Below are 24,567 nucleotides of genomic sequence, written 5' to 3'. Positions count from 1 at the left end.
TAAAGGCTTGCGGGAAAAGATGGGCTTTAAGCAGGCTGCAGCTGCAGTTGTTCACGCTCCACAGTCATCGGCAGGTCGCCGAGTTCTGCATCGGTTTTCAGCTCCCATCGGCTGCTGCCGTCGGAAGCGGTTTCTATCCGCGTAAATCCAAGCTTTCCATAATGTTCGGCGACCATCTCGTTTCGCTCGGTTGGAAGGTAAAGGCCTTCCAGGGTCGAGATGCCCGCAGCGCGTGCACGGAACAAGATCTCAGCAAGCACCGCCCGTTCGACGCACCGTCCCAGCACCCGGCAGCTCATTAACCAGGTGTCGATGGTCCAGGCGCCCGGGCGGGACAGGCGGCATATGACGACACAAATGATCCCGTTGTCGCCGAACTTATCAAGCAACCGGACGTGCAGCGTCATCGCATCACCGTCGTGCTCGAGCTGTTCGATCTGGGGCTCGGTGTAACGGCGAGTGGTCAGATTGAACTGGTTGCTCTTGTTGATCAGCTGTGTAACGCGCGACCTCGTCGTGCGCTCGAAGGAGCCGAACACGATGCGCATCTCCAGCGACCGCAGATAGGACTGAAGGTCCGAAGTCTGTCCCTGCAAACTCAACCGACGGGCGTTTGCCTGGTACATGTCGGCTCGCGCGCGATCTTCATCGGAAAAAGCAATCGCCTCAAAATAGCCTGCTGCCGCCAAGGTGCGTGCGTAGCCGGCGGGATCGCTGTCTAGTTCGGGAACCGCCACTTCAGGGATTTCACGCCGGATCAGGCCGCGCTCGACCGGATTGTCGTCGAGGAAAACGAAGGAATCCAGACCAAGCGCCAATTCCTTTGCGATCGCACGTATGTTGGTTGCCTTGTCATCCCAGTTTGCCTGGAACACGGCGATGTGATCCTCCCTCAGCAGCATATCCGGATGCTCCTTGAAGGGACGCCGTGCGATCGCATCCGTATTTTTCGAACTTACGGCCAGAACGACGCCACGTGCGCGCAAGGCGAGGGCAAGCTGCTGGACCGACAAGAACGCTTCGCCTGTGGCGTCGCCTTGCGCGATCTGAATACCTTCAAGTCCATCGTCGCCGATGATGCCACCCCAAACCGTGTTGTCGAGGTCGAGCACGAGGCATCGGCGACTCTTGCCGCGCATCGCCCCAATAATCCGGCAGACGTGATCCGCGTAGAGCGGAACGTAATCGTCGGAAAATGGCAGTTTCGCCAAATTCCATTGCGCGGGGGAATGCCAGTCTGCAAGGCCAGCCGTTTCAGCAACGCCTGCGACGTCGAGGAGCAGATCGTTTGACTGGAGGACCGCCTCGCACACCTTTTGATTGAAGCGATCAACGAGGTTTCTGCTCGTTCCGCCCAGCGCGCGATCGAAGGATCCGAACAGTCCTTCCGGAGGAGCCGCAAGTGTTTGGACGATGCAGACAGCGCCGCTGTTGCGCGCAATCGCCGCACGAATGGTGTCGAGGAGGCCAATTGCGGCGTCGATGGTCTGAGCGGCGACCTGTTCGTTACCAGGGCTCGGTTGAAGCGCAAGGCCTCTGTGGTCGAGTGCAACCAGGACCGCATCTGGTCGGGATGTGTTGAGACGTGAGTCCGGCTGCAAGGCGTCCTGGAGGAATTGATCGTACGCGCCGGTGATGCATTCGAGGGCAAAGCCGTGGCGCGCGGCCGTGGCAATCAGGACGGGGACCATGAGATCCAGGGTGCCGTTTCCGATCAGGCCAAGCCGAAATGGAGCTAAAGGTTGCAGGGACCGTCCCTGCTCGCGGGCCGAGACAATCGCGCGTCCCAATCGCGAAAGCTGCCGCTCATCCAGCGCGTGGGTCGCAAGAAACCGGATTTGGCCTCCCAACTCGGCCCCGTTCATCAAAAGATCTTTGCAGCGAGCAGAGAAATCCTCGGGCGGTCTTGGAAGCCAAGACAGTTCCCGATACAGTTCAGCGGACATCGTCACTTCCAAGTCTACTTCGTAGATTTGTGGTTGTACTAGCAAATCGCGTACCATGCCAGTTAGGTCAGATCCGTGAACACAATTAGACAGTTTCGTGGCGCGGCTCTTCACCACACGCGACTCTCCTTCGCCTCGGTTGGGGTGTCCTTGAATGAAGGAAGCTGGCGTGAGAATGGACCAACCAGAATGTTCGTCAGTCAGGATCGAAATGCCCCGGGATCCGAGTGAATTGGCTCTTTCCGTCGTCATCCCGAACTACAACTATGCAAAGTTTGTAGGCGCGGCGATCAAGAGTGCGTTGGGAATTCGATGGCCTAAGGTGGAAGTGGTCGTTGTCGATGATGGATCGACAGACAATTCGCTTGAGGTGATTGGAAAGTTTGCGGACAGAATTACGCTTATTGAACAGGCAAATTCCGGCCAAATGCCCTCGTGCGTGAATGGATTCCACCATTCTTCAGGCGACGTCATTATCTTTCTGGATTCCGATGATGCGCTACATCCCGACGTAATGACCGAAATTGCGGCGGTTTGGTCTGAAAAAGCCAGCAAATTCCAGTTTCAAATGCGAACAATTGATGCAGATGGAAATGCAACGGGCAGTATTCAGCCACAGTATTTTGTAACCCCTACGCCTCAACAAATTCGGGAGTGGGCAATTACTGCGGGCGTCTACCCAACCCCGCCGGGGTCTGGCAATGCTTATCCGCGTGAGGTCGTTGATCAAATTTTCAGTTTCAAGACCGACTTCGTGGACAGGGCGCCCGACAGCTATTTGGTGACGGCGGCCCCCGCGCTTGGTGACGTTATCACAATTCCCAAACCGCTCGTAGATTACCGCGTCCACGGCGCAAATCACGGTGCATTTTTGGAATTGGAAGACAACCGCTTCGCCCGAGAAGTGGATGTCACCCGGCGACGGGTTGGGTATTTTCGCGAGTTCGCGGCCAGTGTTGGGTTGTCCGTCGCCCCTGAGGCGTTGAACAGAAACATGCTGTTTCTTTGCTTGCGCGCTGCGTCATACGCATTGCGGCCCGACCGTCATCCGATCGCGAAGGACAGCGCAGGACGCATTATCGCTGACTTTCTCCGAGCCCTGTCCTATCCGCAGGGTTTTTCATACACTCAGCGAATGTCATTGTTATTCTGGACTATAGCGGTGGTGGCTGGCCCCAAGCAGCTTTCCCGCTCCCTCGCAAGTTGGCGCTACGCACCAACAAGCCGCCCCAGATTGATGAGGGCCGCTCTCAATGTTTTTAGGGTGGTGAGGTAGTGCGTTCCACGGTGGGATATCGGCACAACGGGCGTCATGGCCTGGACAGCCGACGTGCGTTCGGCACGAGGGTCAGAAGCCAGATCAAGAGACAGTAATTTGGCTTGAGCAGAAACGAAAAGCCAATCCAGCTCACCAGTAAAAAGTGGCAGGCCTCGACCCTCAGGGAACTCGAATACAGTCGGATCGTGACCAGCGTCAGCAGCAGAACAAATCCAAGCAGGCCGTATTCGTAAGTTACCTTCGCCCAGGTCGGATCGGCCACTTCATAGGTTAATCGGGCCAGCGAGAGGTCCCGGAAGAAGCTGCCGGCGCCCTTGCCGAGCCACGTGTTTAACATCCCGCCGTCGAGGCTGTTTTGTACCATCTCCATTGGGGCCACAAATCGGGCATAAGCGCTCGTTCCGGACTTTCCAAACTCAGACAGGCGGTCAAACCACGGGGCGAGAAACGGGAGCTCCAGATTGGAGAGAATGACGAGGAATAGCACCGCGCCGACGGCAGAGGCGACGAAGGCAGGAATGCGATTTGCCGTTTTGGGTAGTAGCAAACCGGCGAACACTGCGATCAATCCTGAGCCGGAGAACGAGCAGAGCAAGCCTGCTGCAAGCAGTCCCAATACGATCAATCTCTTTCTGGTACGATATTCGATGAGGAGGGCGAGCCCCGTTACAAGGGACAGATCGGCCGCTTCACGAAGAAAGAATCCGTTGGCTTTTACGATGCCTCCTTCTTCACGGAAGAAAGTGTAGAAGCCGGCGCCGCGCAATGATGCGGGTAATATAAAGTAAATGTTCGCGAGTACCTTGAGGTGAAGGCCATTGACCAGCGCGATTTGCACTACGGCCGTTGCTGCGATCGCGGACGCCGCCACGACATAGGCGTTCAGCGTGTAATCCCGAACAGGTTCAAGTCCGGGACGCCATTTGAAACGGAAGCACAATGGTAGGTAGAGCACGGTCAGAAGCAGAAGCGAGCTCCAGGACGTGCCGGAAGTCGCGAAGGGAATACGAAACGCGGCGAGGGCGATTGCGCTTATGAACACAAACAGGGAAGGAACGATCGGCGCGGCGTATCCGGAGGCTAACAGGTAGGCTGTCGTCAGAGCGTAACAGACCAGATCACCCGCGAGCGGAAATTCTCCGATGTTGTAAGCAATTTGGCCAAGGAAGAGGACGGAGAAAATCGAGATCGAGATCAAGCGCTTTCCGGTCGAGTTCAGTTCGAATTCCGACTGAAGTCCCGAGATCGGGCCTGATGCCGAGTCCATGGTGCTGGCAGTGGTCGAACTCATCTAGCGTCCGTCAACAGTCTGCAGGCCTCGAAGCCGATCCATTTGGAGTCGCCCGGGCGACTTGCCGACCAAGATACAATGCCGTTCCCCTCACAGGAAGACCTTTGAAAGATAACGGGTTCCGGCTTCCAGGCCGAACCGGGCGGAAAGCAACTCGAACAGCGAATCCTGGTTTCGATTGAGCGTGGCAAGATCATCGATGTTGCGAATGATGGTCTCGGCGAGACTGTCCAAGCCGTCCGCAGGGAACATAGCCGATTGTTCCGTGACCGTGGTGCCGGCCAGCGCGTTGCGCAAACCGAATATCGGCAGCCGCTGGAATGCATAGTCCAGAACTTTGAGTTTGAATCCCCCGCCGAGCAAATCCGGCACCAGCCCCCCGCGGGAGGACGCGACAAATGGGGAAACATCGTCGACACGTCCATGGAACGTCAAATGCGGGCTGAAGCTCTTGAAACGATCGCGAAAGTGCGGCGGGACTGTGCCCACGACGTTGAGAGTGACTCCATTCTGCTGGAGAGCCGGCAGCAGACTTTCCACGATCAATTCAAGGTTTCTTTGCTTGGCGCCCCACTCAAATGAGCCCAGGAGCAGCAATGAGCGAGGGCAATCGGATTGGATCTGACGGGGAGGGCTGACAGAGCCAAGGTAGACCGGTGGAGCAATGTGGACGTGCTTTGAGAACCGCTCGAAGTAGGATGCATCCTCGGCGGAGATGCACGTGACAGTATCTGCATTTTGCAGAATTCTGCTCTCCAATCTGCGATATTTTTCGGCATCCAGACGCATGAGCGTCCGGCGCAGCGGGTTGTTGAAGCTGCTGGCGATCCGCGGCCGGATGGCGCCTTCGGCGTTATGCGAGATATAGCAGATCGAGGCGCGTTTGCGGTTTTGCAGAATTGCGGAGAGCGGCCCTGCGGAATAGGCGTGATCGATCACGATCCAATCCCAATTCTGCTGCAGCAGTTTTGCCAGAGACCGGCTTAGTTCGGGCGTACTCAGATTGAAAGCATCTCGCGGAAGCGGCGAAAGCAGACTTCGGACGCCTGATGAGCGGGTGGGAGGAACGTCGACACAAATGGTGTTTGGCAGGTTCAGGATATGGTCGCCTACCGGCTCGTCAGTCCTGCGAGTCCCGACCAGAGTGATTGCTGCCTGATTGGTCTGCGCCAGCGCTTTCAACAGGCCCGCAGAGTAGAGTGCGTCGCCGGTGAATAACGGCGTAGGCAATCGTCCGCAGATCCAAAGAATGTTCTTCATTGCTCAACCGTAAGAGATCCAATGTAGACTAGAGCATGATGATGTCAGCAGCATGATTGCGAGGTTTGGTGAACCCGCTCGATTTGGCAATTGGCTGCCTGACCTCCAACTAGCACTCGCTGCATGCTTGGTCTACAGTTCGCCCGTTGCACGATTAAGACCCATGCCTTTTCGGAACCATGATGGCAAACGAGACCGATATTCCGATCTTCATCATTAACCTGACGCGTGACAAGGAACGTTGGGAGAGCATCCGGACCTTTATGGTTCGGGCTGGGCTGCCCTATTGCCGATTTTCGGCAATCGACGGAAAACGCAAATTGTCCTTGATCCGCTCCGTGATCAGAAGGGATTTCATCAATACGAAGATCGGTCGTCCGCTTACTACTGGCGAGATCTGTTGCACGCTGTCCCATATGGGCATTTTGCGTCGAATGGTACGACAAAACATCGATCGGGCGGTCATCCTGGAAGATGATGCCGAGTTTTCGGACAGCTTTGTGGAATTTTATCGCACTGAGCTGCCGCATTATCTGGCGCGTTGCGACGTAGTTAAGCTGGAAGGCATCTTCTACGATCACACGTCCCGCACCGGCCCGGTGATATCCGCTGGGAAGTTTACAAAACTGATAGTGCCCCTGAATCCTACGCTGGGTTCGGCCGGATATGCGGTCAACCTGCGTGGTGCGAAAGCATTGTTAGACCGCCTTTCCGTGCTCGATTGGCCGACCGATCACCTTTTGGTTGGCTATGAAGGATACAGCGCTACGTTTGGCGAGATCCGGCCCTTGTTGATTCAGCAAGCGCCGGTCGTCAGCAATATCGAGATCGATCGGCGAAAAGAGTGGGATCAATCCAAGGCTGACACGTCGACGATCAATAAATTGCGTCGACGAGCAGGCTGGTTGGGCCGTGCGTTGCACAGGCCAATCGTCATGGCGCGCAATGTCCTGCATGCCAAATTTGGTCGGGGCGTTCGGCGTACGCCGGCACAAGCTCTGTGACCGTCAGGCGAGAGACTCTCGCCTCGGTGTGCGCAGCCGGCGCTTGATCAGGAATTTTGCGATGTAGGCAAACCGCAGCGCGGCACGGCTCGGTGCTCTGAGTTTATTCTGCAGTCGCCGAAGCCGCCGGGAAGCATCAACGTCGAGATCGAATACCTTGCGTTCGTGCTCGAGATTGCTGGTGTAGTCGGCTTGCCGCGCAAGAAAGGGCTCCGTCTCAGCGTAATCGACCCAATGCCGATCGTAGTAAGCGAGTTTATGGTCATAGGGACGATCGGGGATAGAGGCGGCCCTGAGCAAGGCGATGGCGCCGTTTCTCGTGACAGCATAGGCGGCGGCGCCAAGGGTTGGTTTCACGCGAATAACGAGCTCACTCGTAGCGCCTTGCGCAATCAGGAATCCGGATTTCGATGTGTGGGGGTAGTGAATGCCTTCGAATTTCACGATATCGCTTACCGCCAGGAATCCCGGCAGATCATTCTGGTAGAATTGTTGGAACTGATCGTCGAAAACGACATCATCCTCGAAGATCATCGCGGCGGGCAGATTCTGCCGCACAATGCGCTTCAACGCGGAGATGTGAGAGAGATAGCAACCGATCTCGGCATCGGTGAGATTACGATTTTCGGACGGATAGACGAACTCGCGATCAACGATGCGGCGAATGAGGTTGATCTTTTTGCGAGCGTCGACGGCGCGAACCTTCTGATAGGCAATGCCGAGCCCGCCGAGGGCGCCCGACAGGCTTCGCCATCGAACAATGTCGCGATCAAGATTGATAATGAGCGCGGGTGGGGCAAATCCGGCCGTCACGGGTTTCCTCGCCAATCTGCAGCAAGCTTAGCGGGTAGCCGATGGAACGAGCGAGAGCAACCGCGTTCTGCCTTTGCCGGCCACTTGACGACCGCAATCATGGAAGGACCCGCAAAATGTAGGATATTCGCCTCACTGACGTCGACATCCCGGGCAACCTGAACGCCCGCCCGGAAGCTGTCAATGCGGAGCATGATCTGGACATCGATGGCGCCCCGTCGGTAAATGACGCTGGATTTGAGAAAGGTATCTCAGGGATGATGACTCCCGGCATTCGTAAGTCAGCGCTGCTGGCGCTGCTGTTCGTTGGTGCAGTGTTGCCCACAAAGCCGGCATGGTCTGCCGGTTGGGAGCTCGTGTTTTCGGACGACTTCAACGGCGACAAGCTTGATCGGACGAAATGGGCCACCCGCTACATCTACAACAACGAAACGATGGACCATTTTAAGGACGAGAACCAGCGCTATCGCGACAATCATGTCGTCTCCGGCGGTGTGCTCAGCCTGGTGGCCAAAAAGACGGAGGGAACGAACCTCTTCGAGTCCGCGATGATCCGAAGCCATCGAACCTTCTATTATGGTTACTATGAAGCGCGGGTGTTTCTGCCGAACGCGAAGGGCGTGTTTCCGGCGTTCTGGCTCGAGGCCGACTACGACCTCGACGGCAAGACTTGGCATCCGCCCGAGGCGGACATTTTCGAATTTGTGATCAACGGGGTCGAGGATAAGGCAAACTCGCTGCATTCCAACGTAATCGGTCCGTTCAACGAAAAGCAGTACACTTACGTCGACAGGAATTTCCTGACCAAGTTTCAGAATATGTACGCGAGCGAGGATCTCAATCTTGGCTGGCACACTGCGGGCTATCTCTGGGCTCCCGACAAGGTCTCGTTGTTCTGGGACGGCAAGCTGATCTACACCCGCAACTATCAATGGCTGCGCAAAGATGGCCAGCTCGGGCCACCCGCGCACGTTGACCTCAATTTCGCCGTCGGTGGCAGCGAATGGGCGGGCCGGCACGGGATCGATGAGGCCGCATTTCCGCAGGCCTTCAAGATTGACTATGTCCGCGTCTGCCAGTTCACCGAGTCCGACAAAGGGGCGCGCCAGTGCGGGCCGAGCGAAGTCACGCCCGACCCCAAGCAATTCGGTTATTCGACGACGATCAACGACATGCCGAAGCCGACCTTCCTGAAGGTCGGCAACGTCGCCGGCAAGCCGGTCAGTGCCGGTGCCGCATCTCTGGGTGCGTCCCAGACGGTCACCGTGGAAATCCCGATCAGGCTGCCCGAGGGATATCCGTCGAACAGGACGCTTCAGGCCTCTCTTGTTGACCAGGCGAACGGGACGGCCGCGGCAACGGCGAATGCGAAACTGGACCCAGCATCTTTGAAGAAGCGATCCGACGGCGCCAATGTCGTGGAGCTCTCGCTGCCCGCCGTCGCACGTACCGGATCCTTCACTTTGACGGCGAAGCTGATATCAGAGGTGAGCGGCGACAAGGGCGCCAGGCAAATGCTGCCGAGCCCGGTGGCCTGCAGCACCGACATTGTGCAGCCCGAGAAGGCGCTGTCGTGCCGCCTGCTGTCGTTCCAGGTGCGCTGATCACGAGCGTGCCGAGCCCCGGGCTGTTCATTGAAGCGCGAGTGGTCGGCCGACACGGCGAAAGTCTGTGATCAGCCGGCGCGCCGCATCTTGCCGACATAGATGCCCGGCTGGTTCGGCACGTAGGGCTGTTTTGATAGAATGGCGGCGTGCAGATTGTGGTCCTCGGGCGTGCCGAACAATTCTTCGTGCACCGGCTCGAATTCGGGAGCAAATGCGCGGAGCTGATCGCGCGTAATGGTGATCGGCTCGGCCGGCGTTGGCGGATGATCGAGTTCGACGCTTTCCGCGGAATGTCGCTCGCGCCAGTACTTCAATTCGGCGGCGTCGTTTCAGCATCGAGGGGAAGATCGTGTGCAACGGCGGCGCGATCAGGCTTCTTGCGGTGCTGCGCATCGGCGTGATCTCCTCATGACAGACATTTCTAATCGGTAAGACCAAAGAATGTCGTTCAGCCGATCGTCTCGCACAATTCGATTGCCTCTCAAACGGCGATAGCGCTCGGCATGACCAGTCTAAGTCTCCTTAAGAGCTAATTGAAGCTCTCTTGCAAGGATTGCCTCTAGCCGAAGTGTAGAATCCACGGTCAAATGATTGGCATCCCGATAGATAACGGTTCCATCGCGAATTGCAGGGCATCTATCGCCAGTGCAAATCTCCGGTGTGAGATCTACGAACCTGATATTGGCGAACATCGATGCGACTCGTTGCTCGGAGTTGGTGACGGCATTGATCACGGCGATCTCTTTGTCTCTGCCGCATCCGTCCAAAGCGAGCCCTCGCCACTCGGCGCGAGCCAGGCAAATACCAACGGGATGATGCGGCGTAGGATTATCTCGGAGCAGTAGCATAGCCGAATGTGCCGCCTGGAGACTGAGGAGCGTCTGATGAAGACCGGCCTCCCAGGCTTCCAGTTCGACAGCATTGGGCCCAAGATTGGTGAGATCGCCCTTGATATAACCGCTTGAGAACTGCGAAACAATGATCAGGTCCGCTCGGTCAGCAACGATTTTCTCGATTGACTTTCGGCGCCACATCTCACACTCCGGCGAAAAACGCCTCAATCGCATGTTATAGACGGCAACATCAGACGCTGAGCAGGAAGACTTAAGGTACGTGATCAGCCTCCACTGCTTTCGTTCGGCTATCCTGGCCAAGGCGGTGGTCCATTGGTCGGCGTGCGAGTCGCCAAACAGAACGATGGTGCGCTTGTAGTTGGAAGGACCAAACACGCACCGTAACGGGTCGGCGACGGTGAAAGCCGCAAGGCAGCCGTTTTCGGTAGAGAGGGAATATTTAGATGTGCTCGCCTGTATCGCCATTTGCTCCGGACGATTGACCAACTTGGCTTGTAAGAAAAGTCCCACTCCTGCAACCAGTCCAACTATCGTTAGCGCAAACCCGGCGGCGACCGATCTGATTGAACTTTGTACAAGCCAGGAATTCGACCTTACCGGATGTTCAAGCCAGACGAAGCTCCCTGCTGAGAACGTCACCGTCAGGATGAAATAGGCGAGAGTTGTTGCCGCCGTTGTGTCGAACATCGCTGAGCCAAGCACTAGAATGGGCCAGTGCCAGAGATACATTGCGTAGGATCGGGTGCCGGCGAACTGAAACACCCGCTGTTTCAGCAATAGATACGGACCGGCGCCGTTCTTGCCGTGCCGCAGTCGCGGCTACCGGAGCTGCGGCACAATACCCAGGAAAAGCGGAAAACTCGTCAAGCAAAAAGCAGGAAAAGATCAGCCCAACCAATGCAATCCAACCGCTTACAGCGGCAGATCTGGTGTATGTCGCCCATTTGGGGAACGGAAAAAGTGAGGCAAGTGCACCCAGACCGAATTCCCAAGCTCGAGCTGGTGACAAATAGAAGGCCCAGGCCTGCTTCGTGTACGTCAGATAAATGCATAGGACGAAAGACAGTAATGTTATGAACACAAGTCCGAACTGCAGGATGCGCCCCTTCGTCCGCCACAACACCAATAGAAGCGCCGGCCACAGAAAATAGAATTGTTCTTCCACCGATAGCGACCATGTGTGGAGAAACGGATTTAACGAACTCTCCGGGCCGAAGTAGTTTAGTGCTTGCGAGAGCAAGGACATATTGGTCGCGAACACGGATGAAGCCGCAGCCGATTTGGCTATTTCCTTCTGCTCCAGGGGCGACAGAACAAAATAGCTAACAATCAAGGTCGCCACGGTCACGAGCAGCGCGGCGGGCAACAGGCGTCTTGCTCTTCGTCCGTAGAACGCGACAAAGTCGATTGTTCCGGTTCCGTTGAGTTCTCGCAGTAGCAGCTGCGAAATCAGGTAGCCGGAGATCACGAAGAAGATGTCGACCCCAACAAACCCGCCTGTCAGCCATGGCACACCGTAGTGGAAGCCAATGACAGACAACACGGCGATGGCTCGGAGGCCCTCAATGTCTGGCCGAAAATCAGCGGCCTTGTTCTGTTTCGAGGCCGTCTCCGATGAGGAATTGAGCATGTCTGGCAAGGCCCGTCTTATTGGGGGAACGATCCAGCGGCCGCACATCCGGCCAGCTTGAGCCGAATTCTAGACTGCTTCATGATCAAGAGAACTGCCGGGAATGCCACCCCGTTCTTTGCTTTTTTCGGCATATCGAACCAACCGTGGTCGAAGGTTTTTTCAGGACCAGAGCATTCTTTTCGATAAAGTTGCCCAACCGCGTGGCCAAAATCCCAAGGCCGCAAAGCGAACGAAGTCCTTCGGCGTAGGTCTGATCCCATAGAATGAGGAAAATACCTGCAACATCAGCTGCTGCCGCGCCTTGGCGTTATCATGGAAGTGAAGTTTTGACACCAGGTCATATGCCGCTCTCACCTTGTCTTGCTTCGTTGAGATGCGGTTGCGGCTGGGCGTCACGTCAAAGCGATAGAGGGCCATGTCCAATAGGCGAGCGGGTCCAAATTGTTTGACGATCCTGAGGAAGAACTCGAAGTCCTGCCAGGCCGGCAGCTTCTCGTTGAAGAGTCCAGCCTCCCGGAAAACGGCGGTCGGGGCAAACACCTGGTTTCCGATATGGTTTGCCTCGACGAGGTCGGCGACCTCCACGGTTCCTTTCTTTTTCGTGACGAACAGCTCTTTGCCGCCGCTCAGAATGATATCCTGCGCATAGAGGCAGGAAACGGGCAGTTTGTGCCGCGCGTACGAGCTCCAGCAATCGTGCAGCGCGCCTAGTCTTTGCGGTTCGAAAGCGTCGTCATCGTCAAGGCCCGTGATGAACTCCCCCGTCGCTTCCAGGATGGCGCGGTTTCTCGCTCCCGGCGCACCGCGAGGGCTGTCGTTGCGCAAGCTGCGGACCCTCTTGTCGTCGCGCGTGATCGACTCCAGGAACGAGGCCGTGCCATCCGTCGAAGCATCGTCGACGACGATCAGTTCGAGATCGGTAAATTGCTGCCCAAGCACCGATTTGACCGCTGACGCCAGCAGGTCAACGCGATTGTGGGTCGGAATGTAGACGGAAATGGTCACGCTTCTTTACTCCGGAATCCGGCTCAGGTCCATTTGTCGAGTTTCGACTAGGCGAAACGGGTCGAAACGAAGCGGCTCAGCCGGACAAACGTCGTGTCTTTAGTCAGCGTACAAAGGCCAAGATAGGTTGCAATGCCAATGGCTGCTCCGCACGTAATTCTCGTCGTATTTGAGAGGCCCTCCAGTAGACCGCGGTCAAGCGCAAAAACGATCGCACCCATCACCGCGGACATCAACAATATCTTTGCAACCGCTTTGAGCACCTCCACTGTGGGCAAGTTAATGAAGCTGCCAGCGAGGCGCAGGTTGAGCCAGGAGGAGAGAAGAGTCCACATCGCATACGCATACGCCACTCCCTTGATACCGAAGATGACACCAACGCCGACGGCTGCCACAAATACGAATGCAAGGATTATGCTGAGGTGAAACTGCTCCTTGGTCTTTCCGAGTGCTGTAAACACCCAGCCAACTGGAAAGATGATCGATTGCACAAGACCGACGAGACTCAATATTTGCAGTATTGGCGTAACTTCCTTCCATTGCGGTCCAAGTAGGAAGATCACAAGCGGTTCGCAGAGTGCGCTGACGCCGATCATCAAAGGAAACATGACCAGCGCTATGGCTTGAAGTGCGGAGAGATACGACCTCTTGAATCGAGGAAGATCATTTTGCAACTGTGACAGTGCCGGAAACATGACCTGCCCTAGCACTGCACCAATGTTGTTCAAAGGTAGCAACATCAACGTGTAGGCGCGAGTATAAATGCCGAGGTCGTATGCACCTACCAGTTTGCCAATCAGAAGCTTATCGCCGTTACGAAGCCAGTAGTTGATTGAGGTGTGACCTAGAAGGTACAATCCATATCGTCCAAGGTCCACAGCTGCTCGAGAATCGAACACGAAACGAGGCCTCCACTTGGATTGCAGCCAGAGCAGGGCAGTCGTGATTGCCGGCGCCAAAAGTCCTTGCCACGCGAGAGCCCAGACGCCGTAGCCGCGCCACGCAAGGGCAGTAGCTACGGCTCCAGACGCAATCGTTGAAATGATGTTCACGATCGCGAGCTGTCTGAAGCGAAGCTGCTTCGAGAGCATCGCCGAATGCGTTTGGCCTAGGGCCTGAATCACAAACGTGAAGGCAATGAAGCGCGATAACGGCTCAAGGACAGGTATCTCAAAAAATGAGCCAATGAGAGAGGCAGTGAAGAAGAACGCTGCCGTAAGAGTTGCCCCGGCAGCGAGCTGTAGCCAAAATACCGTTGAGAAGTGCGCGTCGGAAGCCGCCTGATCGTAGATCAGCGCCGAGCCCAAACCGGCATCACTGAACGCAAGGGCAAAACCGGTAATTACAAATAGCATCCCGATCGCGCCAAAGTCGCTCGGCGTCAATAAGCGGGCCAACGCTAGACCAAACGCAAATTGGAAGCCCTGCGTGAATATTCTCGCCGCCAGCGTCCAGGATAGCCCGTGCGCGATGCGTTCGGATAGATTCATTTACCCGGCTCGTTGGCTGTAGCTGAGACTGTTGGTTCGATCGTAAGCGTTTCGGCCATGTAATCGATCTCCAGTCGCTTCCCGCTGTGTAATAGAACGATATCTGTTCCTCGAGAATCGGCGTGTTTCTGATTCGAAAACTGCACGACCACTGGATCATAACCAAGTAGCGCCGGTGTGGGAGGCAAGAGACGTCTGATCTGACAGTAAGCCTTGATCCAGTGATCAGGGGGCGGAAGATCGCCGAGCGAGTCGAGCCTAGCGATGATGGTCTCGCACAGAAGGATTGGGCGAGTATTTTCGGCTGCAGCAGCGATCAAATAATTCCAATACTGTCCACGAATGGCGTAGTCGAGCCCGCGGTCGATCAGGGTTTCACATAGTCTAATAAGTTCCGGATCATGCATCTGGACGTGTCGCTTCAATTCGACAGTGAGCCGGCTGAGATCATACAGATTAACCAAGTGATATTCGAATGCCGTGCCAAGAAGCGAGATGTCACGTTCAGTGTATCCGTCCGGAAAGGCGAAGGCGGGTAGCCGTGACCGCAAACGGTGTCGCAGAGGAAAATACAATCGCAAGATCAACTTTTTTATCAAGCGATTGAAAGATGAGTCGGATTTATAGGTTCGAAAGAGGGCGGTCCTCACAGTGGAGTCGAACGACGAAAAAATACGCCAGCTAATGCCAGTTCGCGTCTGGAGCACTAACTTCAGCGCAGCCAGGCCGGATGTAAGCATCGGCATGAGCGAAAGCCGGGCTTGTTCTCCAACATCCTTTGCACGGGTGAGCACATACAAAATGGTCAGCAGCGTATCCGCATGAGTATTGAGTACAAGGCAATTGAGTGGTGATGAGCCAAAAGCGCGGTTTGATGAGACAGTATAAGGATGAGCGACCTGCGTTTCCGAAACTTCCAAGGAGTCGTGCAGGAACCAAGTTCCTTCCGTGAGCTTCTCGGAGTAACCCAAATGCCGTTTGAGCCCGTCGAGAATCAGCTGCGCTGGAACACCGAGGTCATCAGCCTGCGCTTCCGTCAGCAGTCTGATCGCGGCTGCGGTAAAGCGCATATGCACCTCACGCGGCGAGCCAGTCCATGCGCCGTGACTCCAGAAGCCGTCGCAATCCAACATGCGTTGCATGACAGCCCGTGCAAGAAGCGTTCGCTCTTTTCGAAAGGACACTCCATGAAGTTGCTCAAGCGCCTTGAGAGCAAGATAGAGGCTGTATGCGTCCATCTCCATGGGAGTATGATTTCGTGGGTCGACGCAAACGCCGTCCCGGACAAACGAGCCGATGTCGAGAGGTAAGGTGGCTCCAACAAATGAGCCTACGACGGAGACGCGCGTTCCAGTTGCGCGCAGCGCATCCGCTGGCTGCATCAGATCGTCGCTGATCGCATTGGCGTCCAAGCCACTTCCCCGCTTCAAAGTTGGTCCTAAGACTTCTGGAAAAAGTAAAAGTCCGCCCACGAAGTTTCGTTAGGATTTGCTGGATCTTCGGGAAAGGGATTGTCGACTTTGGAGATTAACTTCCAAGTTGGTGCTTTTTGCGCAATCCAGTCGGTAAAGACTCTATGTCGGACATGTTTGTCCGACGATTGTCTGGCGGTATTGCTGCTATAGATGCAGAGGTACTTTTCAGCCGCCGAAACAAGGCGCGTCATGTAATGATCAAATACGGAATCCTCTACAAGGTGATATATGACATCAAGCGACATGGCTAGCTCGGCGCGAATTGCATCAGCCTCGGGACTTGATGCCATGATAAATTGCTTGGATGGATCGACTCTGAATCGATCCTGGCAGAGCTGGACAGCTCGCTCGGAAACGTCGACCCCCGTATAAGAGGGATAGCGGGCGCGTTCGAGCTGTGCGCCATCTCCTGAGCCGAACTCGATGACGGTTTTGATGTCGTTATCTGCAACAAACTTATTGATGACCGTGGCTTTGAATTCTGCAAGTCGGCCGTATGAACCGGCGCCAGAGTTGCCGCCAAGCTTGTATCGATCTTCCCAATATTGGCTGGAAGATGAAAATTGCGGGCTCGCTGCACGAGGGGTCAGGGCTCGATAGAGGGATTTGGCAATCGGACCTATGACCGGAAGTTGGGCGACTACGCCTCGGATGTTCTGGAAGTTGGTTGTCACGATCTATCCTCTGGATCAATGCTGCCGAGCAGCGTGGGCATCGTATAGTTCTTCGAGAAGTCTCGCGCGATAGGAGAGATTGAATTCCTCAGCAACGAACTTGGGGCCGCGTTCAGCCATTCGCTCCAAGATATTGTCGTCGTTCAAGAGAGTGATTATCCGTGCACCGAGTTCTCCGACATTGCGTTCCGGAAACGCGTACCCAGTTACGCCGTCGCGGATTCCCTCAACAGCACCGCCGCGTGCAGAAGTTACGACAGGAACGCCCGATGCCTGAGCCTCCAATAGCACGAGACCGAAACCCTCAGCATCCCCGTTTTCGGCCGTAACGCTTGGAAGGCTTAATAGGCGAGCTCCGTGAAGTTCGCGCTTAACATAATCGGCGGCCTGTGCTCCACGGAACTCGACGCGCGTGCCTAACGTCTGGGCGAGCCGCTCGAGATGAGGGCGAAGTGGCCCGTCACCGATCACGATCAATCGAGCGGCCGGTATTGCCATCTGTACGGAGGCCATCGCCTCGACCAGGTATTGGCAGCCCTTTTTTTCGACAAGTCTGCCAACAAAGACGACGTTCGGCGGTCGTTGGGTGATAGGGGTCCGCCCCGGTGCGTATGCATTGACGTCGACACCGATGTAGTGAACCACAACCTTTTCTGCGGGGATGCCATATTCGATGGCTCGCCGACGTATGGCCTCCGAAACGGCAATGAACCCCACGCGGGGCTGCGCAGATAGTTCCAGCAGCCGCCTAGGGTAGGATAACATTTTCGGTCCGCCTCTACCGGTTTCCCACCACTCTCTATACGTATTTATATCGTAGCCATGTAACGTCACGAGCATGGGTATGTTTAACGTCCTGGCAATCGGCCACGCATCCAATGCATCAGGTCCGAAATGAGCATGGATCAACGAGGGTTGCTCCATCTTTAGAGCCCGCTTGACGAAACGTGGCACAGTGCCGAAGAACCTATCAATTTTCCACGCAAGTCTGCTCTTCCAGTTTCGCGGATTGAGAATCCGAACGTCTAGATCCTCCAACGCCAGTTGCGTCAACTTTCGTTGTCCAATCAGCACAGCTCGCCACTTAGTCAGAGCGAGAATCTGCTCCTTGATGAAGGTTTCGGAAATGGGCAAAAGCTCATTTCGGTAGATGAGAATCGTCTTCCTTGCCGGCATGCGTGGTCAACGACACGACGAGAGAGATGCCACTGGCGCCGCACCTGGGATTGCGCAGGAAAATTCAGTGATCGGCCCGAAGTGGCGCCAATTGGATTTGTGGTTCACCAGGTCGATTTTACCCATATTGAATAACCTTCACGCTTGCGATGGACATTCGTGCCGGAAAGGCGCTGGCGTCTGATGGTTCGCCAACTATGCCTCCGACTGCCACATCAACCAACATATACCACGAGCCGGGACCCAATAGATTTGGCATGGCGCAGAAAGGCTTATCATTGAAGTAGTAGACGATCTGCTTTTCGCCAATAAAGCAGCCAAACCGATTGAACCTGGAGAAGATGTCCGCGCCTGGCTCAACATGAGTGAGGGGTACAGATGCACCAAACGTCCGGTGCCCATTTTCGCCAAGCCAATGGATGCTGGAAGTCACTGCGTCCGCTGGATAGGAATCGGATTTGATGAAGGCTTCAAGAATATCGATCTCAAGCGGCGGTTGGTTGTTGTCGCGCTTGAGCCACAGTGCCGGCCAGCTTCCCGCGACCTTCGAAAATCTTACGTCGAATTCGACATAGCTTCCGCTCGTGATGCGGTTGAACAATGTTCGGGAGTTGATCATCGCGGCCGTGTATTTGAACGGGACAGTTGGCTGCCATCCGGGTGACAACTTGTCACCCTTTCCGTCGGACAGTCCGTTCTCCACGTACTCTGCCTGGATGAAGCGCTGTCCGGTCGAGGGATCGATTCCCCACACCTTGGCTTCAGGGTTCAGGGTCGGATCAGCGTAGTAGCCCAGTTCGCGATTGCCATCCTGTCGCCGACCATGTGACGGCCGGCTTTGCCAGCATGGCCTCCCGTCCGAACGGAATCCGCTATCGCTTGCGAATTCAGGGTCGCGAAGGTCGTCCGAGAACACAACAGTGCCTCGGGCCGGCAACGGCGGGAGCTCAAATAGATCGTTACGGGGTGTCGGGTACGAGGGCGTGCCATCGCCGGCCGTTATCCGGCCGATCCGGCTTGTGTATACGTGTTGAGGGTAGATGAAATAATCCGAGAGCTCGACCTCGAGCGATCGTCCGGCCTGAAGCGGGCGCGGGAGCGGAACCACGATGGTCTTTTGCTGTTCGCCAGGCTGAAAAATCAGATATCCGCGGGCTATCGCTTGCGAAGTGCTTGCATGAGCTTCGCTACGGTCGCCTCGAGCATTCTCTCTGTCGCGTGCAATATACTCGAGGGCAATCGTGCGGTTGGTGGGCATGCTCAATGCCACCGGGATCCTGGCGACGCTGTCTTCGCTTCCGACCGTTGCGTCATGGATCGCGACTGCGATTTCGGACTCGGACGCCTGCACCACGTTGGCTGGCGTGTCGGCCCATGCGCTCGTGGCACGCAGATCGCCGGAAAGGCACACGACACTGGCCACACCCGTTAGCAGCTGCCGTCTCGTCGCTCGCATCGGAAACTATCCGGCGGCGTCGAACAGCGGCTGACGCTGCCATCCGCGGGCGGCGCGCACCTCGTATCGGCGGTCAAGCATCGTCACCTATTCCCTCCCTGCGAGGTGTGCCATTTGTTGGTCGAGCGCAGGGGCAACGGAGGCGGCTTGCGGTTGAACCTCGGCTTTGTCAAACAGAAACAGCGCTTTCCAGTCTCGCCTATGCCCAAACTCGATATAGCGGTAGCTCAACGCGCTTAACGCAAGCATCAGCACGGTAAACGGCGCCAGCATCCGCATTGTATCCGCCAGCATCGAAGCATCGGGCGGAATCATGTCGTTCATCACGATCCCGTGCCAAGCGTAGATGCTGTAGCACATGCAGCCAAGCAGTTGCAGCGGCCAGGTTTCCAGAAACGAGCGGAGCAAGCTGCCGGCGAACAGGCTGCCGAACAGAACAAGAGAAAAGGCGATCGAAAACATCATGCTGCCCAGGACTCGCACCGCGAGCCAAGGCGCGTGGTGAGTGATATAGAGGCCGAGACTGCCCAGCACGAGGCCTGCGAGCAGCGAGGCCAGACTCGCGGCAGGCCGTTTTGGATTTTCCAGCTGTCGCACGTAGAGATCACAAACCAACATGCCCAAGACGAACTGATAGCAGCTTCCGAAGATGCCATTGGTGAACGGGCGGAAGGAGCCGATGTTTGCGACCGGAATAGAGCCACCGATGAAGTTGAATATTGAACTTGCCGCCAGGATCGCGACGACGACGGCGGCAATGCCCCATCGGCGGATAGCGATGATCAAAACGGGAAACAGCACGCTGAACCAGATCTCGACGCTGACCGACCAGAGCACCATGTTGGACGGTGGCATGAAACCGTGAGGCGAAAACACGAACAGCGTTGAAAGAAGCCCGCCAGCCTCGAGATACCAGCGGAGGGAACCGACGCCGGTCTGCGCGTGCAGCGTCAGCGATACGAGGACAACGATAAAGTAGAGGGGCAAGAGCCGTTGGGCGCGATGCAGGTAGAACGACCGGATATCGGCGAGAGTCTCCACCTTGCGACGACCAAGGCGGTAGGGGAGATAAAGCACGAAGCCGGAAAGGACAAAGAACAGGGGGACACCGAGCCAGGCATTTGCAATGAAGGCCGCGAAAATGCCATCCGGGTCGAGCTGCCCGGCGTGTAGTGGGTCCTTTGCCGCATAGGGGATAAAGAGATGGTGGAGAACCACCATGAGAATGGCGATGCCGCGGAAGCCATTTACGACCCCGATCTTCGCGTCTGCGCCGGTCCGGTGCTGCATCAAGAGATCCCTCGTGCCCACAGAACCACAAGTCTGGGCGAATGTTCGCATGGTCGCAGGCATCCTCTGCCAGGAGTTCACCAGCCCCATTGCATCGACGACAATTCGCGTCGACAATGAAGCGCCGCCAGCAGGCTGGCTGCGCTTCATCCCCCCGTTCAAATGCTCAGATCCGGAGGCGTCCTAGGCCGCCTTTGCCCGCTCCTGGTTCCCGCGTACCTGCCGCTCGATCCATTCATACGTCTTCTCAAGGCCCGAGCGCAGCGTAGCGGACGGCTTCCAGCCGAGTTTTTGCCCGATCAGGCGGTTGTCCGAATTGCGGCCACGCACACCGAGCGGACCCGGGATGTGCTTTTTGTGGAGCTTCTTGCCGGCAATGTCAGCCACGATGTCGACGAGCTGATTGATCGTGACCATCTCTTCCGAGCCAACGTTGACGGGGCCTTCGAAGTCGGACCGGGTCAGCCGGATCGTGCCTTCCAGGCATTCTTCGATGAAGAGGAAGGAGCGCGTCTGGGTGCCGTCGCCCCAGATCTCGACCTCGCCACCGTTGGTAGCCTGGGCAACCTTGCGGCACACCGCGGCTGGTGCCTTCTCCTTGCCGCCGTCCCAGGTGCCTTCCGGCCCGAAGATGTTGTGATAGCGCGCGACGCGATTGCGCATGCCATGGTTGCGATTATAGGCAAGGTAGAGACGCTCCGAGAACAGCTTCTCCCAGCCATATTCGCTGTCGGGGTTCGCCGGATAGGCGGAATCCTCGGCACAGTTCGGATTATTCGGATCCATCTGGTTGTGCTCGGGATACATGCAGGCCGAAGAGGAATAGAACATCCCGCGCACGTTCCGCTTCTGGCACACATCAAGCATGTTGAGGTTGATGGTCGCCGAATTATGCATCACGTCGGCGTCATGCTCGCCGGTGAAGATATAACCAGCACCGCCCATATCAGCGGCGAGCTGGTACACCTCATCGAACCGCCGATCTACAATCTGGCGACAGAAATATTGATCGCGGAGATCGCCAACGGCGAAATCATCGGCTTCGGTTTCGGCAAATGGGGGAAATTTCAGGTCGACGCCGCGGACCCAAAAACCTTCCCGCTTCAGGCGTTTCACAAGGTGCCCGCCGATAAACCCACCGGCACCGCACACCAGGGCAGTCTTAGTCATGAAGTTTCCTTTCTCGCATCTCTCGCATCGATAGCATATCGAAAAACTGTCTCAAAACGATCGGTCACCCGTTTGATGTCGTAATTGTTCAAAGCAAATTTCCTACCACTTTCCGCCGCTCCGATGCGAAAGGCATCATCCTTCATCAATTGGATTGCGGAACGCAAAAAACCTCCCTTGTCTGTCGGATCGACGACGAGGCCCGCTCCATTCTTGCGGACCACTTGGGAAGCAAGATTTTCGGCTGGCGCCGCCAGCAATACCGGCCGTTGGGCGCAGAAATATGACTGCACCTTGGAGGGAACAGAAAACATGCCGGCATCCGGCTCGATTGTCGCAACTGTCACGTCCGATGTTGCAAGAACTTTGGGCAGATCAGCGAACGGTTGCAGCGGCAACAGGATCAAATTGTCGATCGATTGCTCGTTCTTTGCCCGCTCGAGGTCGGAGACGCCGACGCCCTGGCTGACGACAACAACATTTGCCTGTCCCTTGACCTTCCTTGCAAGTTCGACGAGCAACTGAGGATTATGCTTCAGCGCGAGTGTGCCCGAATAAAGGAAGTTGAAGGTGCCAGCGAGGCCGTGGCGGAGTGCCCAGTCATTGTCCTTTGGCAGCGGGGAAATCTCGTTCAGTGCCCCCCAGTTCTCGATGGTGAAGACTTTGTCCTTGGCGCTGACCCACTTTTTTGCGACCTCGGCAAAGGAATCCGTGATCACCACGATCGCGTCAGAACGGGCAAACTGCCCGCGTTCGAGATATGAATAGTAAGCGCCGATCCCCGCGCCGACAGCGCCCATCTTTTTTCGCAACAGCTTTGAAGCGGCGATGCTGTAGAAATCCTGAACCCAGAACACGAAGGATGAACCGCTTTTGCGGGATGCCTTCACGATTGCCGATTGGGCTTCGGTCGGCGTATTTCCCGAGATAACGAGGTCGGGCTTGAGCGACAGAACCAGTTGTGCGACGGCCTTGCCATAAGCGACGTCGTCAAACCGGCGTTTTACAAACGAGGTTTTGTCGTACGGACGCGGCAGATTTACGCCTTTGAAGGACAGGCCGACCGGGTCAGAGGAGGTGCGGTGAAGGCGCCCCTTCGGGCCATGATCGCCATGGAAATAGGCGTGAGTAACCTGGTGTCCTCGCGAGGCAAGCTCGCGGCTCAGATCAACCTGGAAGGGGTGGCCGGCATAGTCATGAACCAGAATCTTCAATGGACACCTGCCGGATGCGCGAATTCGTTGTTTGCCAATTGGGGGTACATGACCCATCACCCTTTGATTGTCTTTGAGAGACTCGCTTAACCGTTAATAGCGGCAGAAATTTTGCATGCCCACGGCACCGGGGCTTTATTGCTCCGGTCCCATGAGCGGAGTGCTGATCCCAGCGCTGTCAAGACGCTTTCGTGACTTCTTTCAATGCAATTGATGCTTGATCTGTTATCTTACTTGCGACTACGTCTCTTGATTGCGACTAACGCCGCCCAATTTCTGGCTGAAACGGGATATTGGCTAGCATCTCTCCCCGATAGTTTCGGCTGGGTCTTTTCTGCATATGCTCCAGCTATTGAACAACTAGAGGCCATCATGCTTTTCAGGGTCTTGCTTTGTACATTCGCAGCATGGATCTCCGCCTTCGGTGCAGCTTCGGCCGAACCAATGACCATTGATTTTTCCTGGCAGAGCACGGGAGGCTGTATCACGCTTTTTCCGAATCCCGAGATCCGCTTCAAGAACGTGCCTCCTGATGCCAAACTGCTTCTGCTCACGCTATCGCAAGGGGCCAGGGAAATGGGCGGTCAGGAAATCGCCATGCCGGCAAACGGCGTTCTGCCGTCTGGCAGCATCCGAACATTCGGTCCTTGCAGGCCAGACGTGTATCAATGGACTGCGGTGGTAAAATCCTCGAAGGGGGAAGTCTTGGCCGAAGCTCGCCGAGCTCGTGTCTATCCGACTGATGAGCTCGCGTCCGAAAAAATCATACGAAGTGATATCAGAAGTGATAGCAGATGATTGTGAGGCAGTCGGCATTGGTCTACTCGAACGTGCAATATGCCCTCTAGTTGCTCGATCGGCTGCACCGTGTTTGGTCGTTCCTATGCGGAGATACCGGCAGGAATTTGCTAGACGGAGTTCGAGCACCCGTCTCAACCCACCTTAGCACACGTCGAGTTAGGCCGGCCAATAGCCAGATCAGGGACGCGATGCCCGTCTGAAGGCTGCTGCGCGATAGCTTAGTGATTAGCTCCAGTGCATCACGAAATTGCCCTTGTTCGATTGCTCGCAGGGCTAGCGAGCAGGCGAGTATTGCCTCGCCGCGCGCAAACTGGCCGGCAAGCTCCGGATGCGTTTGGTTGAACTCAATTTCTACCATCCGACGCGATCTCATCATCTGCCGAAAATCATCTGACATTGAGCCAGGAGATATGCGGTAACCTATCAAATATTCCGGCACCACAGCTATCTCGTGTCGCTCCGCAATCTGGAGATACAGCTTCCAATCTTCGCACCCCTGGCCTCCGCGGGAGCGCAGTGACTCATCGAAGCCACCTGCGCCGACCAATGCCTCTCGCCTTATCAGGGCATTGCTGCCGCTGATGACGACGTTGCCCAGACACATTTGCGCAAGGATACTGCCTTCCTGCCGGATCGGCGGAGCAGAACCGGTAACGTTGCCGGCATCATCGATCCAGCAGCACCACGCGTACACGAGCGCGGTTTCCGGGCTGCTTGCCTCAAACCGCTCGAGCTGTCGTTCAAGCTTTGTCGGGTACCAGAGATCATCGGCATCAAGCGTGGCGATAAAGTCTCCCTGCGCATCTGCAATTCCCCGATTGCGCGCAGACGCCACGCCGCCGTTCTGCTTGTAGATATACCGGACTCTCGAATCACAGCGCATCAGAGCGGCCGCAACGGACCTCGTCCAATCCGAGGAGCCATCATCGACTATGATAATTTCTATATTCTGGTAAGTTTGATTTAGCGCGCTGACGACGGTCTCGTGGATCGTGTCCGCAGCATTGAAGGCTGGCACGACGATCGAGACAAGTTTGTTGGTCAGCACACCTTGAGAACGCGCCATACTGTTTTAATGCTTAATCGCAATTGAACTGTACTCTTGAAAGCAATCCAATAAGACTTTATC

Annotated in this window: 21 protein-coding genes; 4 read left to right on the top strand and 17 right to left on the bottom strand. The window is 56.1% G+C overall.

What is annotated here, in order from left to right; translation table 11 throughout:
• Nucleotides 1-26: 26 nt before the first annotated feature.
• Nucleotides 27-1,946 (bottom strand): HAD-IIIC family phosphatase, encoded by a 1,920-nt coding sequence (locus FXB38_RS05135; protein WP_148749690.1) that lies wholly within the window; start codon nucleotides 1,944-1,946, stop codon nucleotides 27-29.
• A gap of 154 nt (nucleotides 1,947-2,100) precedes the next feature.
• Here FXB38_RS05135 and FXB38_RS05130 point away from each other — a divergent pair, with 154 nt between their 5' ends.
• Nucleotides 2,101-3,222, top strand: a complete 1,122-nt coding sequence (locus tag FXB38_RS05130; protein WP_148749689.1) for a glycosyltransferase family 2 protein — start codon at nucleotides 2,101-2,103, stop codon at nucleotides 3,220-3,222.
• Between the two features lie 34 nt (nucleotides 3,223-3,256).
• Here the strand turns inward: FXB38_RS05130 and FXB38_RS05125 are convergent, their stop codons facing one another.
• Both FXB38_RS05125 and FXB38_RS05120 read right to left on the bottom strand, forming a co-directional pair.
• Nucleotides 3,257-4,516: a hypothetical protein gene (locus FXB38_RS05125; protein ID WP_148749688.1), complete on the bottom strand. Its 1,260-nt coding sequence runs from the start codon at nucleotides 4,514-4,516 to the stop codon at nucleotides 3,257-3,259.
• Nucleotides 4,517-4,606: 90 nt separating this feature from the next.
• Nucleotides 4,607-5,776 carry a glycosyltransferase gene (locus tag FXB38_RS05120; RefSeq protein WP_148749687.1) on the bottom strand — a complete coding sequence of 390 codons (1,170 nt, stop codon included), beginning with the start codon at nucleotides 5,774-5,776 and terminating at the stop codon, nucleotides 4,607-4,609.
• A gap of 179 nt (nucleotides 5,777-5,955) precedes the next feature.
• On the opposite strand from FXB38_RS05120, the gene FXB38_RS05115 reads away from it, so the two are divergent.
• Nucleotides 5,956-6,780, top strand: a complete 825-nt coding sequence (locus FXB38_RS05115) for a glycosyltransferase family 25 protein (RefSeq protein WP_148749686.1) — start codon at nucleotides 5,956-5,958, stop codon at nucleotides 6,778-6,780.
• A gap of 3 nt (nucleotides 6,781-6,783) precedes the next feature.
• On the opposite strand, the gene FXB38_RS05110 is transcribed toward FXB38_RS05115, so the two are convergent.
• On the bottom strand, nucleotides 6,784-7,593 hold the full coding sequence (locus tag FXB38_RS05110) for a glycosyltransferase family 25 protein (RefSeq protein ID WP_187434670.1): 810 nt from the start codon (nucleotides 7,591-7,593) through the stop codon (nucleotides 6,784-6,786).
• Between the two features lie 257 nt (nucleotides 7,594-7,850).
• On the opposite strand from FXB38_RS05110, the gene FXB38_RS05105 reads away from it, so the two are divergent.
• Complete coding sequence (locus tag FXB38_RS05105; protein ID WP_148749684.1) at nucleotides 7,851-9,197, top strand: glycoside hydrolase family 16 protein; 1,347 nt, start codon at nucleotides 7,851-7,853, stop codon at nucleotides 9,195-9,197.
• A gap of 71 nt (nucleotides 9,198-9,268) precedes the next feature.
• Here FXB38_RS05105 and FXB38_RS05100 read toward each other — a convergent pair whose 3' ends face one another.
• From FXB38_RS05100 to FXB38_RS05045, 12 genes are all read right to left on the bottom strand, one after another.
• Entirely contained in the window at nucleotides 9,269-9,514 is a 246-nt protein-coding gene (locus FXB38_RS05100) for a hypothetical protein (protein ID WP_148749683.1), read from the bottom strand.
• 198 nt (nucleotides 9,515-9,712) lie between these two features.
• Nucleotides 9,713-10,741 carry an SGNH hydrolase domain-containing protein gene (locus FXB38_RS05095; RefSeq protein WP_148749682.1) on the bottom strand — a complete coding sequence of 343 codons (1,029 nt, stop codon included), beginning with the start codon at nucleotides 10,739-10,741 and terminating at the stop codon, nucleotides 9,713-9,715.
• A complete protein-coding gene (locus FXB38_RS05090; RefSeq protein ID WP_246229674.1) occupies nucleotides 10,659-11,684 on the bottom strand; it encodes an acyltransferase family protein in 1,026 nt (341 codons plus the stop codon). The genes FXB38_RS05095 and FXB38_RS05090 overlap by 83 nt, the downstream gene beginning before the upstream one ends.
• A gap of 162 nt (nucleotides 11,685-11,846) precedes the next feature.
• Nucleotides 11,847-12,692: a glycosyltransferase gene (locus FXB38_RS05085; RefSeq protein WP_148749680.1), complete on the bottom strand. Its 846-nt coding sequence runs from the start codon at nucleotides 12,690-12,692 to the stop codon at nucleotides 11,847-11,849.
• 47 nt (nucleotides 12,693-12,739) lie between these two features.
• Nucleotides 12,740-14,182: an MOP flippase family protein gene (locus FXB38_RS05080; RefSeq protein WP_148749679.1), complete on the bottom strand. Its 1,443-nt coding sequence runs from the start codon at nucleotides 14,180-14,182 to the stop codon at nucleotides 12,740-12,742.
• Nucleotides 14,179-15,594 carry a hypothetical protein gene (locus FXB38_RS05075; protein ID WP_148749678.1) on the bottom strand — a complete coding sequence of 472 codons (1,416 nt, stop codon included), beginning with the start codon at nucleotides 15,592-15,594 and terminating at the stop codon, nucleotides 14,179-14,181. Before FXB38_RS05075 ends, FXB38_RS05080 begins: the two co-directional genes overlap by 4 nt.
• A gap of 26 nt (nucleotides 15,595-15,620) precedes the next feature.
• Nucleotides 15,621-16,331 carry a class I SAM-dependent methyltransferase gene (locus FXB38_RS05070; protein WP_148749677.1) on the bottom strand — a complete coding sequence of 237 codons (711 nt, stop codon included), beginning with the start codon at nucleotides 16,329-16,331 and terminating at the stop codon, nucleotides 15,621-15,623.
• A 15-nt stretch (nucleotides 16,332-16,346) separates the two neighbouring features.
• Nucleotides 16,347-17,507, bottom strand: coding sequence for a glycosyltransferase (locus FXB38_RS05065; RefSeq protein WP_148749676.1), 1,161 nt, complete (start codon nucleotides 17,505-17,507; stop codon nucleotides 16,347-16,349).
• Nucleotides 17,508-17,625: 118 nt separating this feature from the next.
• Nucleotides 17,626-18,963, bottom strand: coding sequence for a glycoside hydrolase family 16 protein (locus FXB38_RS05060; RefSeq protein ID WP_148749675.1), 1,338 nt, complete (start codon nucleotides 18,961-18,963; stop codon nucleotides 17,626-17,628).
• An 87-nt stretch (nucleotides 18,964-19,050) separates the two neighbouring features.
• Nucleotides 19,051-20,403 carry an acyltransferase family protein gene (locus FXB38_RS05055; RefSeq protein ID WP_148749674.1) on the bottom strand — a complete coding sequence of 451 codons (1,353 nt, stop codon included), beginning with the start codon at nucleotides 20,401-20,403 and terminating at the stop codon, nucleotides 19,051-19,053.
• A 33-nt stretch (nucleotides 20,404-20,436) separates the two neighbouring features.
• Nucleotides 20,437-21,423, bottom strand: a complete 987-nt coding sequence (locus FXB38_RS05050) for an NAD-dependent epimerase/dehydratase family protein (RefSeq protein ID WP_148749673.1) — start codon at nucleotides 21,421-21,423, stop codon at nucleotides 20,437-20,439.
• Entirely contained in the window at nucleotides 21,420-22,637 is a 1,218-nt protein-coding gene (locus tag FXB38_RS05045; protein ID WP_148749672.1) for a glycosyltransferase family 4 protein, read from the bottom strand. The genes FXB38_RS05050 and FXB38_RS05045 overlap by 4 nt, the downstream gene beginning before the upstream one ends.
• Before the next feature lie 204 nt (nucleotides 22,638-22,841).
• On the opposite strand from FXB38_RS05045, the gene FXB38_RS05040 reads away from it, so the two are divergent.
• The gene (locus FXB38_RS05040) at nucleotides 22,842-23,435 is read left to right on the top strand and encodes a hypothetical protein (protein ID WP_148749671.1); all 594 of its coding nucleotides are present in this window, start codon (nucleotides 22,842-22,844) and stop codon (nucleotides 23,433-23,435) included.
• Between the two features lie 46 nt (nucleotides 23,436-23,481).
• Here FXB38_RS05040 and FXB38_RS05035 read toward each other — a convergent pair whose 3' ends face one another.
• Complete coding sequence (locus FXB38_RS05035) at nucleotides 23,482-24,504, bottom strand: glycosyltransferase family 2 protein (RefSeq protein WP_148749670.1); 1,023 nt, start codon at nucleotides 24,502-24,504, stop codon at nucleotides 23,482-23,484.
• Between the last annotated feature and the right edge of the window lie 63 nt (nucleotides 24,505-24,567).

The sequence above is a fragment of the Bradyrhizobium cytisi genome, from assembly GCF_008123515.1.
GTDB lineage: Bacteria > Pseudomonadota > Alphaproteobacteria > Rhizobiales > Xanthobacteraceae > Bradyrhizobium > Bradyrhizobium cytisi.
This window is presented reverse-complemented; position numbering and strand designations above follow the sequence as displayed.